General features: G+C 62.1%; 23 protein-coding genes. 12 read left to right on the top strand and 11 right to left on the bottom strand.

From position 1 onward, the window contains the following. Positions 1-38: 38 nt before the first annotated feature. Positions 39-833, bottom strand: a complete 795-nt coding sequence (locus KW841_RS23675; RefSeq protein ID WP_102700553.1) for a hypothetical protein — start codon at positions 831-833, stop codon at positions 39-41. Positions 834-993: 160 nt separating this feature from the next. Between KW841_RS23675 and KW841_RS23670 the strand changes: the two genes are divergently transcribed. Beyond that, positions 994-1,524, top strand: a complete 531-nt coding sequence (locus KW841_RS23670) for a chalcone isomerase family protein (protein WP_218480003.1) — start codon at positions 994-996, stop codon at positions 1,522-1,524. Between the two features lie 57 nt (positions 1,525-1,581). Further along, complete coding sequence (locus tag KW841_RS23665) at positions 1,582-2,904, top strand: Nramp family divalent metal transporter (protein ID WP_218480002.1); 1,323 nt, start codon at positions 1,582-1,584, stop codon at positions 2,902-2,904. Between the two features lie 211 nt (positions 2,905-3,115). Here KW841_RS23665 and KW841_RS23660 read toward each other — a convergent pair whose 3' ends face one another. From KW841_RS23660 to KW841_RS23650, 3 genes are read right to left on the bottom strand one after another with little or no spacing between them, the layout of a single operon-like run. Beyond that, entirely contained in the window at positions 3,116-4,297 is a 1,182-nt protein-coding gene (locus KW841_RS23660; RefSeq protein WP_218480001.1) for an acetyl-CoA C-acetyltransferase, read from the bottom strand. 11 nt (positions 4,298-4,308) lie between these two features. After that, positions 4,309-4,974 carry a CoA transferase subunit B gene (locus KW841_RS23655; protein WP_007975748.1) on the bottom strand — a complete coding sequence of 222 codons (666 nt, stop codon included), beginning with the start codon at positions 4,972-4,974 and terminating at the stop codon, positions 4,309-4,311. A 36-nt stretch (positions 4,975-5,010) separates the two neighbouring features. Beyond that, complete coding sequence (locus KW841_RS23650) at positions 5,011-5,709, bottom strand: CoA transferase subunit A (protein WP_110662269.1); 699 nt, start codon at positions 5,707-5,709, stop codon at positions 5,011-5,013. A 230-nt stretch (positions 5,710-5,939) separates the two neighbouring features. On the opposite strand from KW841_RS23650, the gene KW841_RS23645 reads away from it, so the two are divergent. After that, entirely contained in the window at positions 5,940-6,836 is an 897-nt protein-coding gene (locus KW841_RS23645; protein ID WP_102700493.1) for a LysR family transcriptional regulator, read from the top strand. A 120-nt stretch (positions 6,837-6,956) separates the two neighbouring features. Here KW841_RS23645 and KW841_RS23640 read toward each other — a convergent pair whose 3' ends face one another. Both KW841_RS23640 and KW841_RS23635 read right to left on the bottom strand, forming a co-directional pair. Beyond that, complete coding sequence (locus KW841_RS23640; RefSeq protein WP_218480000.1) at positions 6,957-7,799, bottom strand: NAD-dependent protein deacetylase; 843 nt, start codon at positions 7,797-7,799, stop codon at positions 6,957-6,959. 133 nt (positions 7,800-7,932) lie between these two features. Beyond that, positions 7,933-8,979 carry a class I SAM-dependent methyltransferase gene (locus KW841_RS23635; protein ID WP_218479999.1) on the bottom strand — a complete coding sequence of 349 codons (1,047 nt, stop codon included), beginning with the start codon at positions 8,977-8,979 and terminating at the stop codon, positions 7,933-7,935. 458 nt (positions 8,980-9,437) lie between these two features. Between KW841_RS23635 and KW841_RS23630 the strand changes: the two genes are divergently transcribed. Both KW841_RS23630 and KW841_RS23625 read left to right on the top strand, forming a co-directional pair. After that, positions 9,438-10,280 (top strand): DUF692 domain-containing protein, encoded by an 843-nt coding sequence (locus tag KW841_RS23630; protein ID WP_218479998.1) that lies wholly within the window; start codon positions 9,438-9,440, stop codon positions 10,278-10,280. Continuing rightward, positions 10,273-11,031, top strand: coding sequence for a putative DNA-binding domain-containing protein (locus KW841_RS23625; protein ID WP_218479997.1), 759 nt, complete (start codon positions 10,273-10,275; stop codon positions 11,029-11,031). The genes KW841_RS23630 and KW841_RS23625 overlap by 8 nt, the downstream gene beginning before the upstream one ends. Positions 11,032-11,296: 265 nt before the next feature. On the opposite strand, the gene KW841_RS23620 is transcribed toward KW841_RS23625, so the two are convergent. Beyond that, positions 11,297-12,607: an ATP-binding protein gene (locus KW841_RS23620; protein WP_218479996.1), complete on the bottom strand. Its 1,311-nt coding sequence runs from the start codon at positions 12,605-12,607 to the stop codon at positions 11,297-11,299. Beyond that, positions 12,604-13,344: a response regulator gene (locus tag KW841_RS23615; RefSeq protein WP_007978356.1), complete on the bottom strand. Its 741-nt coding sequence runs from the start codon at positions 13,342-13,344 to the stop codon at positions 12,604-12,606. Before KW841_RS23615 ends, KW841_RS23620 begins: the two co-directional genes overlap by 4 nt. 298 nt (positions 13,345-13,642) lie before the next feature. Between KW841_RS23615 and KW841_RS23610 the strand changes: the two genes are divergently transcribed. From KW841_RS23610 to KW841_RS23600, 3 genes are all read left to right on the top strand, one after another. After that, positions 13,643-13,906 carry a DUF2790 domain-containing protein gene (locus tag KW841_RS23610; protein ID WP_218479995.1) on the top strand — a complete coding sequence of 88 codons (264 nt, stop codon included), beginning with the start codon at positions 13,643-13,645 and terminating at the stop codon, positions 13,904-13,906. Between the two features lie 48 nt (positions 13,907-13,954). Further along, positions 13,955-14,209 (top strand): hypothetical protein, encoded by a 255-nt coding sequence (locus KW841_RS23605; RefSeq protein WP_095968207.1) that lies wholly within the window; start codon positions 13,955-13,957, stop codon positions 14,207-14,209. 160 nt (positions 14,210-14,369) lie between these two features. Continuing rightward, complete coding sequence (locus tag KW841_RS23600) at positions 14,370-15,587, top strand: cytochrome c biogenesis protein DipZ (RefSeq protein ID WP_218479994.1); 1,218 nt, start codon at positions 14,370-14,372, stop codon at positions 15,585-15,587. A 9-nt stretch (positions 15,588-15,596) separates the two neighbouring features. On the opposite strand, the gene KW841_RS23595 is transcribed toward KW841_RS23600, so the two are convergent. After that, positions 15,597-16,583: an AraC family transcriptional regulator gene (locus KW841_RS23595; RefSeq protein ID WP_218479993.1), complete on the bottom strand. Its 987-nt coding sequence runs from the start codon at positions 16,581-16,583 to the stop codon at positions 15,597-15,599. Between the two features lie 177 nt (positions 16,584-16,760). Between KW841_RS23595 and KW841_RS23590 the strand changes: the two genes are divergently transcribed. Both KW841_RS23590 and KW841_RS23585 read left to right on the top strand, forming a co-directional pair. Then, positions 16,761-17,030, top strand: a complete 270-nt coding sequence (locus KW841_RS23590) for a DUF4242 domain-containing protein (protein WP_218479992.1) — start codon at positions 16,761-16,763, stop codon at positions 17,028-17,030. 44 nt (positions 17,031-17,074) lie between these two features. Beyond that, positions 17,075-17,887, top strand: a complete 813-nt coding sequence (locus KW841_RS23585; protein WP_007978344.1) for a class I SAM-dependent methyltransferase — start codon at positions 17,075-17,077, stop codon at positions 17,885-17,887. Between the two features lie 138 nt (positions 17,888-18,025). On the opposite strand, the gene KW841_RS23580 is transcribed toward KW841_RS23585, so the two are convergent. Together KW841_RS23580 and pcsA are read right to left on the bottom strand one after the other, a co-directional pair. After that, positions 18,026-18,412, bottom strand: coding sequence for a DUF488 domain-containing protein (locus tag KW841_RS23580; protein ID WP_218479991.1), 387 nt, complete (start codon positions 18,410-18,412; stop codon positions 18,026-18,028). 2 nt (positions 18,413-18,414) lie between these two features. Continuing rightward, entirely contained in the window at positions 18,415-19,137 is a 723-nt protein-coding gene (gene pcsA / locus KW841_RS23575; RefSeq protein WP_116582565.1) for a phosphatidylcholine synthase, read from the bottom strand. 257 nt (positions 19,138-19,394) lie between these two features. On the opposite strand from pcsA, the gene KW841_RS23570 reads away from it, so the two are divergent. Together KW841_RS23570 and KW841_RS23565 are read left to right on the top strand one after the other, a co-directional pair. Further along, entirely contained in the window at positions 19,395-20,123 is a 729-nt protein-coding gene (locus KW841_RS23570) for a tellurite resistance TerB family protein (RefSeq protein ID WP_218479990.1), read from the top strand. Positions 20,124-20,461: 338 nt separating this feature from the next. Further along, positions 20,462-20,950, top strand: coding sequence for a type VI secretion system tube protein Hcp (locus tag KW841_RS23565; protein WP_218479989.1), 489 nt, complete (start codon positions 20,462-20,464; stop codon positions 20,948-20,950). Positions 20,951-20,954 lie beyond the last annotated feature (4 nt).

Raw genomic sequence — 20,954 nt, 5'->3', positions numbered from 1 at the left:
GAGGCGGGCAACATCCTGGCCCGATGACATCATGCAGCTTAGCGTTTGATGGCTGTTCCTCCAGTGTCCGTCGTCGGGCCGACCGGCCGCGCCAGCAAGCGTTTGGTCACCCCCAGCATGGCCACCGACACCGCAACGCCCAGGACAAAGGCGTTCATCCCCATCGACGGCAGGGCCAGGGCCAATACCAGGCAAAACGCGGCGAACGAATACATGCCGGTGGCGGTGGCGCGCAACAACGCGGCGGTAAAGGCCGGGCCACGGGTTTGCTGGGAGAACACCGCCATCACGCTGCCCAATACCGGGAACACCGCCAGCAGGCCGCTCCAGCGGTCGCCGACGGTGCTGGCCAGCAGCGTCACGACCAGGGTGAGCAATGCACCGGCCACCATGCGCAGCACAAGCTTGTCGGATTTCGGCCCCGGGCCACTGAGCACCGGTTGCACGGCGGGAAACAGATAGGGCGCGGCGAGCAGCGCGGTCGCGGCGGCGCACAGGGAAAACACCAGGGATCCCGGGATCAGCGACAGGACAACCGCCACCAGCGCCCAGACCGACAGCGAGATCAGCAACGCCAGTGGCCATCCGGCCCGTTGTGCGACCTGGGCGTAGGTCACGCAAAACGCAATCATCGCAAACATGGCCGACAGCGCTGCAGTGGCCGATTGCGCAGCAAACGCCTGGCCTTGCTCAAGGGCAAGGAACAACAGGATCGGTCCGACCACCACCGGCAACCCCGACAGCCAACCGGCCACGCTCGGTCCCCAGCGTTTGCCGGCCAGGGAAATCAGTAGCAGGAAGCCTGGGATTACCAGCAGTTTGAGGATCAACACGCGCATGTCTCCGGCCTGTGTGAGGTGGCAACGGTAACATTGCATCGGCTAGATTGCTTTATTTGTGTGCGGATTTTGTATACATGCAGACTTCGGAATTTGTACGAAAGGATCTTTTGCGCGTACGTTTCCTGGGCATCTGCGAGGAGGCCAACCTGCCATGAACCACCCACGATCACCGCTGCGCCATGGTCTGTGGCTACTTGTTTTGCTGAACTGCCAGGCCCTGGCCAATTGGCAGGATGCGCTGCCCGGTGCGCAACTGCTCGGCAGTGGCGAGTTTCGCAAGTACGGCTTCGATGTCTACAGCGCGCGGCTCTGGAGTACTTCGCGGCCTTTGGCGAGCGATCAGCCGTTCGCCCTGGAGCTGATCTACCAGCGCAGCATTTCCCGTGATGATCTGGTGAACGCCAGCGTCAGGGAAATCAAGCGACTGGCCGGTACCGCGGTCAGTGAGGGGAAACTGGCGTCCTGGCAGGCGCAGATGCAGCAGTCGTTCGTCGATGTGCAGGCCGGTACGCGGCTGACCGGTGTCTATCTGCCGGGGCAGGGCGCACGGTTTTTTCTGGGTCAGCAGATGCTGCGTGATGTGAAGGACCTGCAGTTCGCCCAGGCATTTTTTGCCATCTGGCTCGATCCGCGCACCAGCAACCCCGAGTTGCGCCAGCAGTTGCTGGGCATGGCCCCCTGAACTTTGCGATGATCGCAACCTGTTTGCGAGCCTTTCCACCTGTTGATGGATCATCGTGTGAAATTCAGTTTTTTGCCCAAAACCGCGACTGCGCCGTTTTGCCCACCGGAAGTGGCTGGCAGTGTCGCCGTCGACCCGCGCGCATCGTTCTTCAAGCGTGTCCTGCGTTTTGCCGGGCCGGGGTTGCTGGTGTCCATCGGTTACATGGATCCGGGCAACTGGGCTACCGCCATCGAGGCCGGCTCGCGGTTCGGCTACAGCCTGTTGTTCGTGGTGTTGCTGGCAAGCCTGGCGGGGATGGTGGTGCAGTGCCTGTGTTCGCGCCTGGGCATTGCCACCGGGCGTGACCTGGCGCAATTGTCCAGGGAGCGCTACAGCACGCGCACTGCTCGCACGCAGTGGTTTCTGGCGGAGATATCCATTATCGCCACCGACCTGGCCGAGGTACTTGGCTGCGCGCTGGCGTTCCATTTGTTGCTCGGTTGCTCGCTGACCTTCGGCATCGCCCTCACGGCGTTCGACACCTTGTTGGTGCTGGCCTTGCAGAACCGTGGCTTCCGTCGGCTCGAAGCGATCATGCTGGTACTGGTCGGCACCATTGGCGCGTGCTTTTTTGTCGAACTGCTGCTGATCAAACCCTACTGGCCCGATGTCGCTGGCGGCTTCACGCCGTCGCTGGCGGCCATCGGTGATGCTGCGCCGCTTTACCTGGCCATCGGCATCCTCGGGGCCACGGTCATGCCGCATAACCTGTACTTGCACACGTCCATCGTGCAAACCCGGTTGATCGGCAAGGACCTGACCAGCAAGCAGGACGCGGTCAAACTGGCGCGCATCGACACCATCGGCTCCCTGGCACTGGCGTTGCTGGTCAACGCGGCGATCCTGATTCTGGCGGCGGCAGCGTTCCACCAGACCGGGCACACCGATGTCGTGGACATACAGGATGCCTACCACTTGCTCGACCCGCTGGTGGGCGGGGCCTTGGCCAGTGTGTTGTTTGGCGTGGCGTTGCTGGCCTCGGGGCAGAGTTCGACCTTCACCGGTACCATCGCCGGCCAGGTGATCATGGAAGGGTTCCTGAACCTGCGCATTCCCTGCTGGCAACGACGCCTGATTACGCGCGGGCTGGCGCTGATCCCGGCGTTCATCGGCGTGTGGCTGATGGGCGATGACGCCATCGGCAAGTTGCTGGTGTTGAGTCAGGTCGTGTTGAGCCTGCAATTGCCGTTCGCGTTGTACCCGTTGATTCGTATGACCAACGATCACTCACTCATGGGGCCGCTGGTGAACCGGCTGCCGACGCGGGTGCTGGCGTGGGGCTTGTTTGTGGTGATCAGTGGGGCGAACAGTTGGCTGATTCTGCAGTTTGTGGGGTGATAGTTCCGGCCCCTTCGCGGGCAAGCCCGCTCCCACAGTGAACCGCGCTCGTCTGGACAATTGTGGGAGCGGGCTTGCCCGCGAAGAACGATAACGCGGTCTACTTGAAAAAACGCAGGCAAAAAAGAACCCGGTGCGACTTGCATCGCACCGGGTGTTTGTCCAGACGGCGACAGATCTTCGTGGGTCCCCGCGCCGTCTGTTGAACGCTTTAAGCCCGTTCGAGCGCCAGTGCCACGCCTTGACCGCCACCGATGCACAGGGTGGCGAGGCCTTTTTTGGCGTCACGCTTGAGCATTTCATGCAGCAGGGTCACCAGCACGCGGCAACCCGAAGCACCGATCGGGTGGCCCAGGGCAATGGCGCCGCCGTTGACGTTGACCTTGTCCAGGTCCCATTCCAGGTCCTTGGCCACCGCCAGCGATTGCGCGGCGAAGGCTTCGTTGGCTTCAACCAGGTCAAGCTGGTCGATGTTCCAGCCGGCCTTGTCCAGGCAACGACGGGTGGCCGACACGGGGCCGATGCCCATGATCGCCGGGTCGACGCCCGCGTTGGCGTAGGCCGCGATTTTCGCCAGTACCGGCAGGCCCAGGGCCTTGGCCTTTTCGGCGCTCATCAGGATCACGGCGGCGGCACCGTCGTTCAGCGACGAAGCGTTGCCGGCGGTCACCGAACCGTCCTTCTTGAAGGCCGCCTTGAGTTTGCCCAGGGATTCGGCGGTGGTGCCGGCCCGTGGCTGCTCGTCGGTGGCGAAGGACAGCGGATCACCCTTGCGCTGCGGGATCAGGATCGGGGTGATTTCATCGACGAAGCGCCCGGCTTCGATGGCGGCTACGGCTTTCTGTTGCGAGGCGGCAGCGAACGCGTCCTGCTGCTCGCGAGTCAGGCTGTATTTCTCGGCCAGGTTCTCGGCGGTGATGCCCATGTGGTAGTCGTTGAACGCGTCCCACAGGCCATCGCTGATCATGGTGTCGACGATCTGCGCATGGCCCATGCGCAGGCCGGTGCGCGCGCCGGGCATGACGTAGTTGGCCAGGCTCATGTTTTCCTGGCCGCCGGCGATGATCACCTCGGCATCGCCGCAGCGAATCGCCTGGGCGCCCAGGTGCAGGGCCTTGAGGCCCGAACCGCAGACCTTGTTCAGGGTCATGGCCGGTACGGCGAAGGGCAGGCCGGCCTTGATCGCGGCCTGGCGCGCTGGGTTCTGCCCGGCGCCGGCGGTCAGCACCTGGCCCATGATCACTTCATCGACTTCGGCCGGGTCCAGGCCGGTCTGCGCCAGCAACTGACGGATCACCGCAGCGCCCAGGTCAACGGCAGAAACATTGGCCAGGGAACCCTGGAAACTGCCGATCGCGGTGCGCGTGGCGGCAACAATGACGACTTCTTGCATGGAATGATTCCTCACTGGGCAGCGAACTGCATTTCCGGAACGTGGTCCGGGACGATCAGTTTACCAGCGGTCTTGGCGACGATTTCCTCGACACTGACGCCAGGTGCGCGTTCCTTGAGGACAAATGCGCCATTTTCGATTTCCAGGTAGGCGAGGTCGGTCAGCACGCGCTTGATGCAACCGGCGCCGGTCAACGGCAGGCTGCATTGGGACAGCAGCTTGGACTCACCGTCCTTGGACGCGTGGGTCATGATGACGATGATGTTGTCTGCGCCGGCCACCAGGTCCATCGCGCCGCCCATGCCCTTGACCAGCTTGCCGGGGATCATCCACGAGGCGATGTTGCCTTGCACGTCCACTTCGAAGGCGCCCAGCACGGTCAGGTCGACATGACCACCGCGAATCATCGCGAAGGACTCGGCCGAGGAAAAGATCGAAGCGCCGATGCGCGCGGTCACCGTTTGTTTGCCGGCGTTGATCATGTCGGCATCGATGGTTTCTTCAGTCGGGAACGGACCCATGCCCAGCAGGCCGTTTTCCGACTGCAGCATGACTTCCATGCCTTCGGGGATGTAGTTGGCGACCAGGGTCGGAATGCCGATGCCCAGGTTTACGTAGAAGCCGTCCTGCATTTCGCGGGCGACGCGTTGAGCCATTTGTTCGCGGGAAAGTGCCATTGTCGTTATTCCTTCATTCGGTCCGGGGGCAGGGGATCACTTACGCACGGTGCGCTGTTCGATGCGCTTCTCGAACGTGCCGCAGATGATCCGGTCGACGTAGATGCCAGGGGTGTGGATCTGCGCCGGGTCCAGCTCGCCGGGTTCGACGATTTCTTCGACTTCGACCACGGTGATCTTGCCGGCAGTGGCGGCCAGCGGGTTGAAGTTCTGGGCGGTGTGACGATAGATCACGTTACCGAAATGGTCGGCTTTCCAGCCTTTGACGATGGCGAAGTCGCCGGTGATGGACTCTTCCATCAGGTACTTGCGACCATGGAATTCACGCACTTCCTTGCCGTCGGCGACCGGGGTGCCCACGCCGGTGGCGGTGAAGAAGGCAGGGATGCCGGCGCCGCCCGCGCGCATTTTCTCGGCGAGGGTGCCTTGCGGGGTCAGGATGACTTCGATTTCGCCCTTGAGCAGTTGCTCTTCGAACAGCTTGTTTTCGCCGACGTAGGACGCCACCACTTTGCTGATCTGGCGGTCGGTGAGCAGTACGCCAAGGCCGAAACCGTCGACGCCGCAGTTGTTGGAGACCACGGTGAGGTCGCGAGTACCCTTGCGCTTGATCTCGGCGATCAGGTTTTCCGGGATCCCGCACAGGCCGAAGCCGCCAGCGATCACGGTCATGCCGTCTTCAAGACCTGCCAGAGCTTCCTCGTAGGAACTCACGCGCTTGTCGAAACCTGCCATATGCACCTCTTTTATTCTTTGTGGGCGGCTGGCTAGCCGAATGGGAAGGAGTGTCTCGCCGAAGTATTCATTTGTTAAGTTGATTTTTAAGGTTGATTAATAGATAAAACTCAACAATGTGTAGGAGCTGCCGAAGGCTGCGATCTTTTGATCCTGTTTTTTGGGTGCAAGATCAAAATCAAAAGATCGCAGCCTTCGGCAGCTCCTACAAGACCCGGGAGAGATCGAGTATGACCGTCAAGCAGATCCGCGCCTTTCTCGCCGTGGCCCAAAGCCTGAGCTTTGCCGTGGCCTGTGAACGCCTGCACCTGTCGCAATCGGCCCTGAGCCTGACCATCAAGGCGCTGGAGGAGGGCCTCGGCGGGCGCCTGTTCACCCGCAACACGCGCAACGTGGCGCTCACCGCCGAAGGCGAATCCCTGGTGCCGTTGGCGCGCCGGTTGATCGCCGACTGGGACAATGTCGAAGACGAGCTGCGCCAACGCTTCACCCTGCAGCGCGGTCGCGTGACCCTGGCGGCGATGCCATCGTTCGCCGGCAACCTGCTGCCGCCGATCCTCAAGACCTTCCGCGCCCGTTACCCGAACGTCAACGTGACGGTCAATGACGTGATCAACGAGCAGGTGCTGGAAATGGTCCGTGACCGCCAGGTTGAACTGGGGGTGGCGTTCGAGCCGACCCAGAGTTCGCCGCTGCAATTCACGCCGTTGTACATCGATCGATTCGTGGCGGTGGTGCCCCTGGATTCGGCGCTGGCCGAACTCGATGACATCGATTGGCAGACCCTGCTCAAGGAGCCGTTCATTACCTTGCAGCGACCTTCCACCGTACGGGTCATGCTTGAGGAGCACCTGCAGGCCCGCGGCATGAAGCTGTCGGTGGAGTTTGAAAGCCATCAACTGGCGACGGTCGGGCGCATGGTCGCCAGCGGCCTGGGCGTGAGCGCGGTGCCGGCCTTGTGTGCCGGGCAGATGCGTGAGCTGGGGGCGCGCTGCATTACCTTGCGCGATCCGGTGGTGGAGCGGGCGCTTGGGGTGTTGACGTTGCCGGGGGGCGAACTGTCGGCGGCAGCGCAGGCATTGTTTGATGTGCTGAAAGAGGAAAAATTTGGGGAAAAGCTCCTCTGAAATGAACGCTGGCCCCTGTGGGAGCGGGCTTGCTCGCGATGAGGCCTGCACATTCAACATCTACGTTGACTGTCTCACCGCCATCGCGGGCAAGCCCGCTCCCACAGTTTTCTGGATTGATCAGGAAGATAGGCGTTGGGCCAACAAGGGTAAGAGCTGCTCGCATGACCCTTCGATCTTCAAATCCAGAATGTCGTCCGCCCGGGTCTTGCCCAGGTTGATCGCGATCAACGGCTTGCCTTGGTCCACCACCGCCCGGCACAAGCGAAACGCCGAATAGGCCATCAACGAAGACCCGATCACCAACAAGCCGGCAGCCTGTTCAACGGCCGCCATCGCCTTGGCCGCCGTGGCCTGTGCAACGTTTTCACCGAAAAACACCACATCCGGCTTCATCCTTTCCCCGGCGCAATGCGGGCAATGCGGGACCTGGAAACGTGTCTCGAAGGCCGGGTCGAGCAAGGTGTCGCCGTCCGGCGCCTGTACCGCGTCGACGCCGGCCAGGTAAGGGTTGCGGGTTTCCATCAAGCGCTGGATCGAGTCGCGCTCGCAAAGCCTGCCGCAATCGAGGCACAACACCCGGTGCAAACTGCCGTGGAGTTCGATCACGTCATGGCTGCCGGCCTGGTCATGCAGGGTGTCGACGTTCTGGGTGATCAACCCGCTGATCTGTCGCGTGCCCTGCAGCCGGGCCAGGGTGTCGTGGGCCACGTTCGGCTGCGCCAGGCGCACCCGTGGCCAGCCGAGCATCGCCCGCGCCCAATAACGGCGCCGGGACTCCGGGGCGGAGAGAAACTCCTGGTACATCATCGGCTGCCGGCCCCGCCGCACACCCTGATTGTCGCGATAATCGGGGATGCCCGACGGTGTGCTGATGCCGGCACCGGTCAGCACAGCAAACGGCGCGTCGGCCATGCGTTGATGGAGGCGGTCGAGTTGTTCGTGGATCAGGCTGTCGAGCATGTTCAGCACTCCGGGGGCGCAGATTGGCATGGCCTTTTGTAGGAGCTGCCGAAGGCTGCGATCTCTTGATCTTGTTTTTCAAAAGCAAAGTCAAAAGATCGCAGCCTTCGGCAGCTCCTACAACCCTCGGGGGTTATTTACGTGCCTCCAGAATCAGGTTGAACGGCGTTTCCGTGGCCCGACGAAAACGGCTGAACCCGGCCTCGCTGAACACCTTGCGCAACCGCGCTTCACCGGCCTGGGCGCCGAGGCCGAGGCCGACTTCCTGGGACAGCGAGTTCGGCGTGCAAATGAAGGTCGAGGCGGCGTAGAACAGGCGTCCGACCGGGTTGACGTTGTCGTCGAGCAAGTCATTGGCGTAGGGCTCGACCAGCAGCACCGTGCCGTCCTCCTTCAACGATTCATAGGCATGTTTGGCCGCGCCCACCGGGTCGCCCATGTCGTGCAGGCAGTCGAAGTAGCAGACCAGGTCATAGTCGCTGCCGGGGTAGCTTTTCGCCGTGCCCTGGAAGAACCGGGCCCGACTGGACACACCGCCTTCTTCGGCCCTTTGGGTGGCGACGGTGACGGACGGCGCGTGGTAGTCGAAGCCGACGAAGCGCGAATCCGGAAATGCCTGGGCCATGATCACCGTCGAGGCGCCGTGGCCGCAGCCGATGTCCGCCACTTTGGCCCCGGCTTCCAGTTTGGCCACCACGCCGTCGAGGGCCGGCAACCATTCGGCAATCAAATGGGCTTTGTAGCCGGGGCGGAAGAAACGTTCGGTGCCGCTGAACATGCACGGGTGATGCTCGCCCCAGGGCAGGGCGCCGTTGCCGCGCATGGCGTTGACCAGCTTGTCCTTGTCGTGGAAAAACGACGCGACCACGCCTATGCCCCCGGCGATATAGACCGGAGAGTCTTCGATGGCCAGGGCCAGGGCTTGCTCTTCGGGCAGGCGGAACTGGCCGTCGCGGTGTTCCATGTAGCCGGAGGCGGCGTGGGCGCTGAGCCATTCGCGCAGCAGGCGGGTGTTGCAGCCGGTTTTCTCGGCAAGGGTTTCGGGGGTGATGGGCTGGCTGTCGGCCATCGCCCGGTACAGGCCGAGCTCTTCGCCGAGGATGACGTTGGCGAGCATCGCCGCGCCGCCCATGTCATTCACCAGTTTGCCCATGAAGTCGTTGAGTCTGGCCTCGTCCATCACATGTGCTCCTTTGGCAGGATCACGGTCCAGAGGCATTGTCTGGCGAGGCAAGCGCCGCTGGGCGGTGGTCGTGGGGATGTGCAGGGCACCAAGCGGGTCCTGTGTGCAGTAAGTTTAGTTCGGTGGCTGTGTGTTGCTTTTTCTCGCGACGAAAGTCCCGGGCGTCAGGTCTTGGCTTGACGCAAAACCCTGTGGGAGCGGGCTTGCCCGCGAAAGCGGTGGGTCAGCCAGCATCTCTTTTGAATGTGCCGGCCTCTTCGCGGGCAAGCCCGCTCCCACAGGTATCGGTAGTGCCCGCAAGGATCGTGTGTATCCCACTGTATCCAGACCCCTTCTTGACACAGTGACCTCTTATTCCGCCCCCAGCCGAACACAGTCCCGATACACCCCTTCGATTAACTGTGCCTCAAGGCGGGCACCTGCCCGCGCCCTTGGACACAGGCGAGATCGATACCATGCAGACATCCATTCCCCCCGTAGCCAAGGCCAGCGCCGGGCTTGGCCTGCGTCGCGGTTTACTCAAAGACCTGCAAGCGGCTCCTGTCGGCAGTTTCGACTTTCTGGAAGTCGCGCCGGAAAACTGGATCGGCATCGGCGGCGCCCATGGTGCGGCGCTGCGGGCACTGGCCGAACGTTATCCGTTGTCCTGTCACGGGCTGTCCCTGTCCCTGGGCGGGCCGTCGCCGCTGGACGTCGGTTTTTTGCAGGAAGTCCGGGGTTTTCTCGATCACTACCACGTGCCGCTGTACAGCGAGCATTTGAGCTATTGCAGCGATGACGGTCACCTGTACGACTTGTTGCCGCTGCCGTTCACCGAAGAAGCGGTGCACCACGTCGCCGCGCGTATCCGCCAGGCCCAGGACATCCTCGGTCGGCGCCTGGCGGTGGAAAACGTTTCTTACTACGCCGCGCCCCAGCAGGACATGGACGAGGTGACGTTCACCAATGCGGTGCTGCGCGAGGCTGATTGCGACCTGTTGCTGGACGTCAACAACGTCTACGTCAACTCGATCAACCACGGTTTCGACCCCCAGGCGTTTCTCGCCGGTATCGATGCGGGACGGGTGGTGGCCATGCATATTGCCGGGCATTTCGATGAGTCCGACACCTTGAAAATCGATACCCATGGCGCTTCGGTGAAGCCGGCGGTGTGGTCGTTGCTGGCCCAGGCCTACGCCCGGTTCGGTGCTCACCCGACCTTGCTGGAGCGCGATTTCAATTTTCCGGCATTCGCCGAACTGGTGGCGGAATTGCAGACCATTCGCCGCTTGCAACAGGAGGGCGTGAACCGTGGATAAGTCGAGCCTTGTGCAGCAACAAACCACCATGGGCCTGTACCTGCGCGACCCTGAGCACAACGCGCCACCCACCGAAATGGACCCGGCGCGAGCACAGGTTTACCGCGATCTGGTGTTCGCCAACCTGTCTTCATTGCTCAGTGGAACCTTTCCGGTCCTGGTGAAAATACTGGGCGAAGAACACTGGCGTTCGCTGGTGCGGATTTTTCTGCGGGACTACCGCGCCCGCACGCCGAAATTCGGTGAGATCGCTCAGGAGTTTGTCGAGTTTCTTGCCAGTGAACCTCTGGCGTTGGTCGACGGGCCGTGGCCGCCGTTCATGGTGGAGCTGGCGCATTACGAGTGGGTGGAAATGGCGCTGCAACAGTCCGACGCCGAGCCTGTGGCTGCCGGTGATGCTTCGTTGTTGCTGGATCGGCCGTTGCAGGTGTCGCCGCTGGCCTGGCCGCTGGCGTATGCCTGGCCGGTGCAATTGTTGGGACCGGATTATCAGCCGGACGTTTTGCCGGCTCAGCCGACGCTGTTGCTGGTGCGTCGGGCCGAAGACTGGAGTGTCAGGTTTTCCGAGTTGAGTCCGTTGGCGTGGCGGTTGTTGCTGCTTGTTGGCGAGTTTCCCGAGTTGACCGGGCGTGAGCTGTTGCAGGGGTTGGCGGTGGAGGCTGGGGCGGTGGGGTCTTTGGAGTTTCTGGAAGGTGGGGTGGGGTTGTTGCGGCAGATGCATGGGGAGGGGGTTTTGGGGGTTGTTGATTGAGTACATATCCGTTTCTTCGGTAACGGCAGCCCACTGTAGGAGCTGCCGAAGGCTGCGATCTTTTGCTCTTGATCTTCCGCTCTTTCGACATTGTCAAAAATCAAAGGTAGGAGCTGGCTTGCCAGCGAAGGCGGCCTTCCAGCCGACCAATCTCTCACAGACATACGCCGAATCACTGTGGGAGCTGGCTTGCCAGCGATGGCGGCCTTCCAGCCGACCATTTTCTACAGCTGGCCCAACATCCTTACTTCCCAACCAATCCTTCCTACCCCGGCAATCTCAGCTCCGCACACAACCCCCCACCTTCACGATTGCTCAAGGTCAACGACCCTCCAATGGCGATCGCCAGTTGCTGGGCAATCGCCAACCCCAACCCGGTGCCGCCGGTGCTGCGGTTGCGGGAGTTTTCCACGCGGTAGAACGGCTCCATCACTTGCTTGAGTTCTTCCTCGGCGATCCCCGGGCCACGGTCGAGGATCTTGATCGACAGCTTGCCGTCGGCCTGTTTTTCCACGTGCATCTCGGCAGCTCCGGCAAATTTCAATGCGTTGTCCGTCAGGTTGACCAGCACCCGGCGCAGGGCGTGGGGGCGGGTGTCGATGACGGTGGTGCTCTTGCCTGTGAGTTGAACGTCCTTGCCCATGTCCTGGTAGTCGAACACCAGGCTGTCGAGGAACGAGTCGAGGTCGGTGCGGCGGCTTTCTTCGGTGGCGCCGTGGATGCTGCGGGCGTAGGCGACGCCTTCGCGCACCAGGTGTTCCATCTCGCCCAGGTCGTTCCACAGTTTGTCTTTTTCGCTGGAGTCGTCCATGAACTCGGCGCGCAGTTTCATGCGGGTGATCGGGGTTTGCAGGTCGTGGGAGATCGCCGCGAGCAATTGCATGCGTTCCTTCAGGTACGCCGCGATGCGTGCCTGCATCGCGTTGAAGGCCTTGGCGGCGTGGGCGACTTCGGTCGGGCCTTTTTCGTCCAGAAGCACGGGGTGGGCGTTGGGGTCCAGGGTTTCGACGGCGTCGGCGAGACGGGTGAGGGGGCGGATGGCGATTCTGACCGCCAGCCAGGAACAGGCGAGCATCAGCGCCAGTTGCCCGAGCAACACGATGGGTAGCCAGGGCGACAGCGGCACCATCGCCGGGCGGAGGTCGATGGTCAGCGGGCTGCCATCCGATAGGTTCAGGTGCACTTGGAAGTGTTTTTTCGGCCCGGGGATCTCAGTAAAGGTCATCGGGTAATCGTGGCCGATGGCGTCCTTGATCGAGGCGATGGCAATGGGTGCATCGGGCATGTCGGTGCGGATGGGCGTGCCCGGCGAACCCTCGTTGAGCAGGTAACTGTAGTTGCGCCGTTCCAGTTGTTTGAGCCAGGCGGCTCGTTCATCGGCGGGCAAGCGGTCGAGGATGGCAATGGAGGTGGACACATCGGTTTCCAGGTTGCCGAGCATGGTGTTTTTCGAAGATTCGTAGCGTTCGTAGTACTGCGCGCCGAAGGACAATGCCTGGGCGAGGATCAGGCCGATCAGGAAAATCAGCGACAGCCGCGAGGCCAGGGTCCGCGGCCAATGCAACGCCCCCGTCATGATTGATCGCCCAGGATTTCCACCGGCAGGGAAAACACATAGCCTTCGCTGCGCACGGTCTTGATGTAGGCCGGTTCGCGGGCGTCGTCGAGCAGGCGCTGGCGCAGGCGACTGACCAAAAGATCGATGGAACGGTCGAACAGGTCGGCGTCGCGACCCTGGGTCAGGTTGAGCAATTGATCGCGGTTGAGCACCCGTTGCGGATGGTCGAGAAACACCCGCAGCAATCGATATTCGGCGCCGCTCAGGGCGACCATGGTGCCGTCTTCATCGAGCAGGTGACGGGCCGAGGTGTCCAGGCGCCAGCGCCCAAAGGCCAGCAGGCGACTGGCTTCGGTCACCACCAGGTTTGGCGGCAGCATGCGGGTGCGCCGCAGCACCGCGTTGATCCGCGCCAGCAGTTCACGGGCAGCGAAGGGTTTGACCAGGTAGTCGTCGGCGCCCATTTCCAGGCCCAGGATGCGGTCGGTCTCATCGTTGCGCGCAGTGAGCATCAGCACCGGCGTGGTCTTGTGTTTGCCGGCGCGCAGTTCGCGGCAGAGCAGCAGGCCATCGTCCCCCGGCATCATGATGTCCAGCACAATCAGGTCCACCGGGGTGGTTTCCAGAAACGCGCGCATCTGCCGTCCATCCGCCACGACGGTGGTGCGCAGGCCGTTCTTCTTCAGGTAGTTGCCTACCAGCTCGCGGATTTCGCGGTCATCGTCAACGATGAGGATGTGATCAACGTGATCCATTGGGCCAAACCTCTGATGAATGGGGAATGCCACACAGTCTATCGAGCCCGGGCGGGGTCGCCTGCCGCCCTTTGTATTGCAGTGTATCCGGCCCGCCTGCGGATACACACGAAGGCAAAAAAGCCGATTTCCGGGGGTTTTGTATTGCTCTGTATCTGCACGCGGTTCTGATACGTACCGATTGATTCACGCCGATTCCCGACACAGACGAGATACCTCGCAGGCTTTTAATAGGTTCCATCGAGGCAAACCAGAGCGCCTCGGCCCAACGACCTGTTGAAACCTTGAGGAACTCGCCATGAACACCAAAGCCGTCTACGCCGCTTGCCTGTTTGCCGCCCTGAACATCTGCACCCTGTCGGCCCGCGCCGAAGCCGATGTTGCGCCAAAAACCTACACCTACGGCACCCATCTTGACATCAGGAAAGTGGTTTCGCTGACCGAGGACGCTACGCCTTCCTGCGGCGTGGTCAATGCACGGCTGACCTACCTCGACTCCCAGTCGAGAACCCAGGTGCTGGATTACAGCAAATTCGCCGACCACTGCAACTCGGAAAACTGAGTGCTGCGCTCAACGACCGCTTAATCCCATTGAATCAGGAAGGACATCATGAACAACGTATCCCGCTTTCTCACCGCCATCGCCTTCTCCGTCGCCGGTGCGGCAGCCCATGCCAACGCCTCTGTCGAGCAAAGCGCCTGCGGCAGCAACACCTGCTTCCAGCTGACGCCCGTGGCAGAGAAGGGCACCCAGGGCTTCCTTGCGCAAGACGGTTCCAGCCGTACGCCGCAAGGCCAGATGCTCGCCGAGAACGGTGCCAGCCGCACGCCTCAGGGGCAGTTGCTGGATGAACAGACAGCTTGAAAACACCCCGATCCACTGTGGGAGCTGGCTTGCCAGCGAAGGCGGCCTTGCAGGTGACATCTCTATTGAATGTACCGGCCTCTTCGTCGGAACGCCGCCCGGAGCAAGCCCGCTCCCACAATGATCGTGTGTCGCCCTCTGAATTGTATTAGGTGATCCCATGTTACTCATCGCTTTCCTGGGCGGCATACTGACCGTCCTCAGCCCGTGCATCCTGCCGGTCGTGCCCTTCCTGTTCGCCGGGGCCGATCGCACACGCGCCTCGATCCTGCTGACCCTCGGCGGCATGGTCCTGACCTTCGCCCTGGTCTCGAGCCTGGCCGTGGTCAGCACCGAGTGGGTGATACAGGCCAGCAACACCGGCCGCCACGTCGCCCTGTTCGTCATGGTGCTGTTCGCCCTGTCGCTGATTTCCGCCCGGGTCGGTGACTGGCTGGCACGCCCCTTCGTGCTGCTGGGCAATCGCATCGACCCGGACTCGCGCAAGATGTCCGGGCCGCTGGCGTCGATCATGATCGGTGTCGCCACTGGGCTGCTCTGGGCACCCTGCGCCGGGCCGATCCTCGGGGTGATTCTGACCAGCGCCATGCTGCAGGGCGCGAACGCCGGTACCAGTCTGTTGTTGGTGGCCTATGGCGCGGGCAGTGCGCTGTCCCTGGGCGTCCTGATCTTTGCCGGTCGCGGCCTGGTCAATCGCCTGAAACCGTCGATACCGGTCACTGGCTGGCTGCGCCGGGGCGCCGGGGTTGCGGTGCTGGCCGGTGCGGTGGTGATCGCAACGGGGGCCAATGACCTGTTGCTGGCCAACACCTCATCTCAAGGTGTCAGCCGTATCGAGAAAGGCGTGCTGGAGACCGTGCCGAAAGTCGTCGATTACCTGGTCAGTAAGGTCCAGGCCGACAGCACCATGGGCAACGCCCAGGGCGCGATGCCGTCGCTGTCCGGCGCGGTGGACTGGATCAACTCACCGGCACTGACCAACGAAGCCCTCAAAGGCAAGGTGGTGCTGGTGGACTTCTGGACCTTCGACTGCATCAACTGCAAGCACACCCTGCCTTACGTGAAGGACTGGGCGAAGAAATACGAAAAGGACGGGCTGGTGGTGATCGGCGTGCACACGCCTGAATACGGCTTTGAACGCATCATCGACAACGTCCGGGACAAGGTGAAGGAATACGGCATCACCTACCCGGTGGCGATCGACAACAACTACGCGATCTGGCGCAACTTCGACAACCAGTACTGGCCGGCGCACTACATCATCGATGCCAAGGGGCAGGTGCGTTACACCCACTTCGGTGAAGGCAGCTACGACACGCAGGAGAAAGTGATCCAGCAGTTGCTGGAGGAGGCCAAGGCCAGCGCGCCAGCGGCGTAACCGGCTTGATCAATGGCTCACGGGCATAGCCTCGTGGGCCATGTTTTTTTGACCACGCCGCCACGCCGCCGGCGGTGCACCGAACTCGCGCCGAAAGGCGCGGCTGAAGGCGGTATCGGTCTGGTAACCCACTTCCTCGGCGATGCGCGTCAATGAGTTGTTGCTGCTGCGCAACAGGTTGGCGGCGAGCAACATCCGCCATTGCGTCAGGTACTGCATCGGCGATACCCCTACCAGTTGCTGGAAGCGCTCGGCCAACACCGATCTTGAAGTGCTGGCGGTGCGCGCCAGTTCGTCCAGCGTCCAGGCGTGGCAGGGCTTTTTGTGCAAGGCGTTGAGGGCGGCGCCGACGATGCGGTCGCGTACTCCGGCCAGCCAGCCGGTGCGGCCTTCGCCCTGTTCGTTCATGTACAGGCGCAGCACTTCGATGAACAACACTTCGGCGAGTTTGGCCAAGACCCCTTCGCCGCCGGGGCGGGGCGAGCGGGCTTCGGCGAGGGCGTAGCGCACGGAGGACTCCAGCCAGATACCGGCACTCGAACCGCGCACGTTGACCCGTACCACGGGCGGCAAACCCTTGAGCAACATGCCCGCCAGGCGCGTGTCGCACGCCAGGTAGCCGCACACCAGGCGGGTGACCGCGCCACCACCGCCATAGCTCAGCTGGCGGGGCCGGCGCGCCAGTACCGCATCCAGTCGCGCACCCGTGGCCGGGGGCAACCCCGGTCGGGAGCACATGCGATGGGCGTCGCCCTGAGGGAAGATCACCACGTCGCCGGCGCTCAGCAGCAGCGGCGGGTCATCGCCCAGCTCGACGTAGCACTCGCCCTCGGTGATCAGGTGAAAAATCACCACCCGTTCCGCATCGGGCTCCAGGAACGGCGCGGCCGTGTCGGCGCTGGGCGACTGGTAGCACCAGGGCGCGGTGAACCGGGCGTTGATGAAGATCGCGCCGACCAGGTGCACCACCCGCAGGGTCTGTGACAGAGCGTCCATAGGGATTTCCCCGTGACAGGATTCCTGATTGTGAACGCGTCGGTGCGCCGTGTGGAATCTCCGGACGATCGGGCAGGCTTGGGCGACGATCGGGCAGGACGCCAGCGCCCGTCAGGACGATAGTTGGATCACAGGGTGAATGCGCCCTGCCATCCAGAACAATAAAGAGAGGTTGCCATGCCTAAGTTCGTCATTGAACGTGAGATCCAGGGCGCCGGAGCTCTGTCGGAAAGGGATTTGAAAGCCGCTTCGCTAAAGTCCTGCCAGGCTTTGCGTGAATTGCCAGAGGTGCAGTGGCTGCAGAGCTATGTCACCGGTGACAAGCTCTACTGCGTGTACATCTCGCCGAACGAGGAGCAGATCCAGGAACACGCGAGGATCAGTGGTTTTCCCGCCAACCGCATTTCCCGGGTCATGAACATCATCGACCCGACGACAGCGGAGTAACCGCGATCAGGCCCGATTCGTGTTTCAACCCAGAGACTGCCTCCATGAGTACACCCATTGATCTGACTGCCTTGAAAAACCGCCAGATGGCCTCCTGGGCCAGCGGCGACTACGCCGTGATCGGCACCACCCTGCAAATCGTCGGCGAGCAACTGGCCGAAGCCTGCGACCTGTTGTGCGATGAGCGCGTGCTCGACGTCGCCGCCGGCAATGGCAACGCGACCCTCGCTGCCGCTCGCCGTGGCTGCCAGGTGACGTCCACCGACTATGTTGCCGCCTTGCTCGAGCGCGGCGCAGAACGGACCCGGGCAGAACGCCTGAATGTCGCCTTCCAGGTCGCCGATGCCGAAGCCTTGCCCTTCGCCGACGGCAGCTTCGACGCCGTGCTTTCCACGTTCGGTGTGATGTTCACGCCGGACCAGCCCAAGGCCGCCGCGGAGCTGGCGCGAGTTTGCCGCCCGGGCGGGCGGATCGGCCTGGCCAACTGGACACCGGAAGGTTTCGTCGGCCAGATGTTCAAGACCCTGGGCCAGCACCTGCCACCGCCGCCGGGAGCGAATCCACCCTCGCGCTGGGGCACCGAAGCCTGGCTGCACGAGCATTTCGACGAGCGGGACTTCCTGCTCCAGGTGACGCGCCGCACCTTCAATTTCCGCTATCGCTCTGCAGCGCATTTCATCGACACCTTCCGCCAGTGGTACGGACCGGTGCACAAAGCCTTCGCCGCACTGCCCGCGGATGGCGCCAAGGCCCTGGAAGCGGACCTGACCGAGCTGATCAACCGAATGAACCGGGCGGGCGACAAATCGCTGGTGGTGCCGAGTGAATACCTGGAGGTGGTGATCACGCGGCGGTGAAGGGCCATGCATAACCCCTGTAGGAGCGAGCTTGCTCGCGATGGACTCGAAAACACCGCGTGCATCCAGAAATCACGCGTAATCGTTATCGACCATCGCGAGCAAGCTCGCTCCTACAGGGGGCTGTGTTCAGACACGCTAAACCACTTTCGCCCCCCGCGCCTGCAGCAACTCGCGCAACACCGACCGATGACAATGCGCTTCATCCTCGCAATAACACCCCACGGCCAGGGACGTCCCGTGAGACAGCGCAGCCAGCAGGTCCAGCATCTGGCTGGCGGCGGGCTGGTTCATCTCGGCCTTGAACTTGCGCCGGAACACCTCCCAGGCCTTGGCATCCTGCGCAGCCTTGGCCTCGGCCACCAGTTCCGCGCTGGGTGCCAGCAAGGGCTGCCAGACATCATAAAAATCCCGGCTGGCGAATTCGGCTTTCGATACGCCACGGGGAGGGCGGCGCACCGTGCCCAGGCGCAAGCCTTCGTCGGGGCGACGCGGCGAACCCAGTTGAACGATATGGACCGGCATGGCTACTTGAGCCGCGATTCGTCGAACCACTCCAGCGCCGTGCGCCAGAAGCAGATACCGAGGAAATACGCCGACATCAGCAGCCACAGCCCCATCACCATCGGGTTGATCAGCGGATGGTTGAGCACCAGCGACAAGCTGCACAGCAACCAGATGGCCGTCACCGCAATGTTGATCGGCATGAACCGGCGCACGCGGAACGGGTGCAGGAATTTCATCCGGGTCACGGTCAGCAGGGCCAGGCCAATGATGGTCATGAAGGTGATCCACGGCGACGGGGCGATGATGTACAGGCACAGGGCAACCACGTTCCAGGCGGCGGGGAAGCCCTGGAAGTAGTTGTCCTTGCTCTTCATGTTGACGTTGCAGAAACAGAACAGCGACGACACCAGAATCAGCGACACGCTCAGCAGCAGGGTGTAGTCCGGCAACGGGATGTAGCGATAGATGAACAGCGCCGGGATAAACACATACGTCAGGTAATCGATCACCAGGTCGAGGATCGAGCCATCGAAGCTCGGCAACACCGACTGCACGTTGACCTTGCGCGCCAGTGCGCCGTCCAGTCCGTCGACGATCAGGGCGACACCCAGCCACAGCAGGCAATGGGTCGGCTGGTTATCCAGCAGGGACAGTGTGGCGAGGAAAGCGGTGACCACGCCGGTGGCCGTAAAACCATGGGCGCCCCATGCTTTGAGTCTGGCGATGTACAGGGTTGAAATCACAGGGGCGTTCTCCAGTGAATGAAGCAAGCCAGTTGACGCCCCGCATGAGGGGCGCTGGCAAACCGGGTCGGGTTGCAGGTATCGACCGGGTATCCGCGGATAAGGTTCACCACCTATGAATCTTAGCCGCGCTGAAAAAAAATACCCCGGACAATCCGCAGTGACGCGGGCGCGTCAGCCCAACGGCGCTGGCACATTCGTCTGCGAGGTCTATCGTTGCCTGTCTGGACAGAACCCTTCCAAAGAGGACAAGCGTCATGAACACCAGCGATCTGCTCGAACAGTTATTGCGCGCCGGCCAGAGTTCGATGGCGCAACGGGGCGGCGGTGGCGCGTCGGCACAGGGTGGGCTCGGCGACCTGGGCGGATTGCTCGGCGGGTTGTTGGGTGGTGGCGCCGGTGCGGGTGCGGGTGGTGGTGGCTCAGGGTTGGGCGGTTTGCTCGGTGGTTTGCTGGGCGGCGGTTCGCCGATGGGTGGTGCACCGCAAAGCCGTTCCGGTGGCGGCACCAATTATGCGGCGCTGGCGTCCCTCGGCATGATGGCGTTCCAGGCATACCAGGCCTGGCAACGCAGCCAGGCGTCGGCCCCGCAGGAAGCGCCGCGCACCGTCGACTTGCTGACCGGCCCGGAAGCCGAGGAACACAGCCATGCGATCCTGCGGGCATTGATTGCCGCGGCCAAGGCCGATGGCCGGATCGATGAGTCCGAAAAGCAGATGATCAGCACTGAAATCGGCCGTCACACCGACGATCCGCAATTGCAGCAATGGCTGGACGACGAGGTCGCCAAGCCGCTGGACCCCAATGAAGTGGCGCAGTCGGCCACCGACCCCGGCATGGCCTCGGAGATGTACCTGGCCAGCGTGATGCTGGTGGACGACCAGCAGGACGCCGAGCGCAACTATCTGGATGATCTTGCCGCGGCATTGCAGATCGACCCGCAGTTGCAATTGCGTCTGGAGCAGCAGGCCAAGGGGACTGCCTAAAGCTTCGCGAGCAACCTCGCTCCCACAACGCAGATTCTGCAAGCACTGAAAATCCCTGTGTGGGAGCGGGCTTGCCCGCGAAAAACGCAAGGCATCCACATGTCCCGCTGAATACCCCACCACCGTAAACGCCGCGAGTGAAACCCACCAAAAAGAGCAATCCGTGCGGACGCAATGCCTGCTGCGGGAAACGTCCTACATCCGCCTGCCGAAACAGAGTCGGAAACATCTGATTCTGTTTTTTGGCAATGGCTGAATGAGTCATCGCTGATTCCGAGCGGCGTAGATTTCCTGGTCCTTTAAAAACCAGACAATCCACCCTGCCAAGGAGCGGTCTCATGGCGTTTGATGCTTTTATCAAAATCGAAGGTATTCCAGGCGAAGCGCTTGATGAGCAACACAAGGACTGGATAGAAATTACCGGATACAGCTTCGGCACTCACCAAGGCACTTCTGCTACAGCCAGCTCGGCAGGTGGCGCCTCATCGGGGCGCACGACCGTTAGCGACTTCACGTTCACCAAGAACCTGGACAAGGCCAGTTGTAAGCTCATAGAGATCAGCTGTGCAGGTGACCATTTGAAGGAAGTTGTATTGACATTGCATCGCGCCGGAGGCGAGAAGCAGAAGTATTTTGAGATCACGTTGGAAGAAGTCATCATTTCAAGCTACTCACAACATGCAAATGATGGCGTGCCTACTGAAAGTCTCAGCTTGAATTACGGTCGCATTAAAACAATCTACACCCAGCAAAAACGAACGGATGGTGCCGGCGGAGGTAACGTAGCGGGCGGTTGGGATCGCATCAACAATAAAAAATACTCCTGAGGTC

The sequence above is a fragment of the Pseudomonas sp. PDM28 genome (assembly GCF_019219115.1).
In the GTDB taxonomy this organism is placed as follows: domain Bacteria; phylum Pseudomonadota; class Gammaproteobacteria; order Pseudomonadales; family Pseudomonadaceae; genus Aquipseudomonas; species Aquipseudomonas laurylsulfatiphila.
The sequence above is the reverse complement of the archived record's forward strand: the minus strand, read 5'-3'. Positions and strand labels throughout refer to the sequence as shown.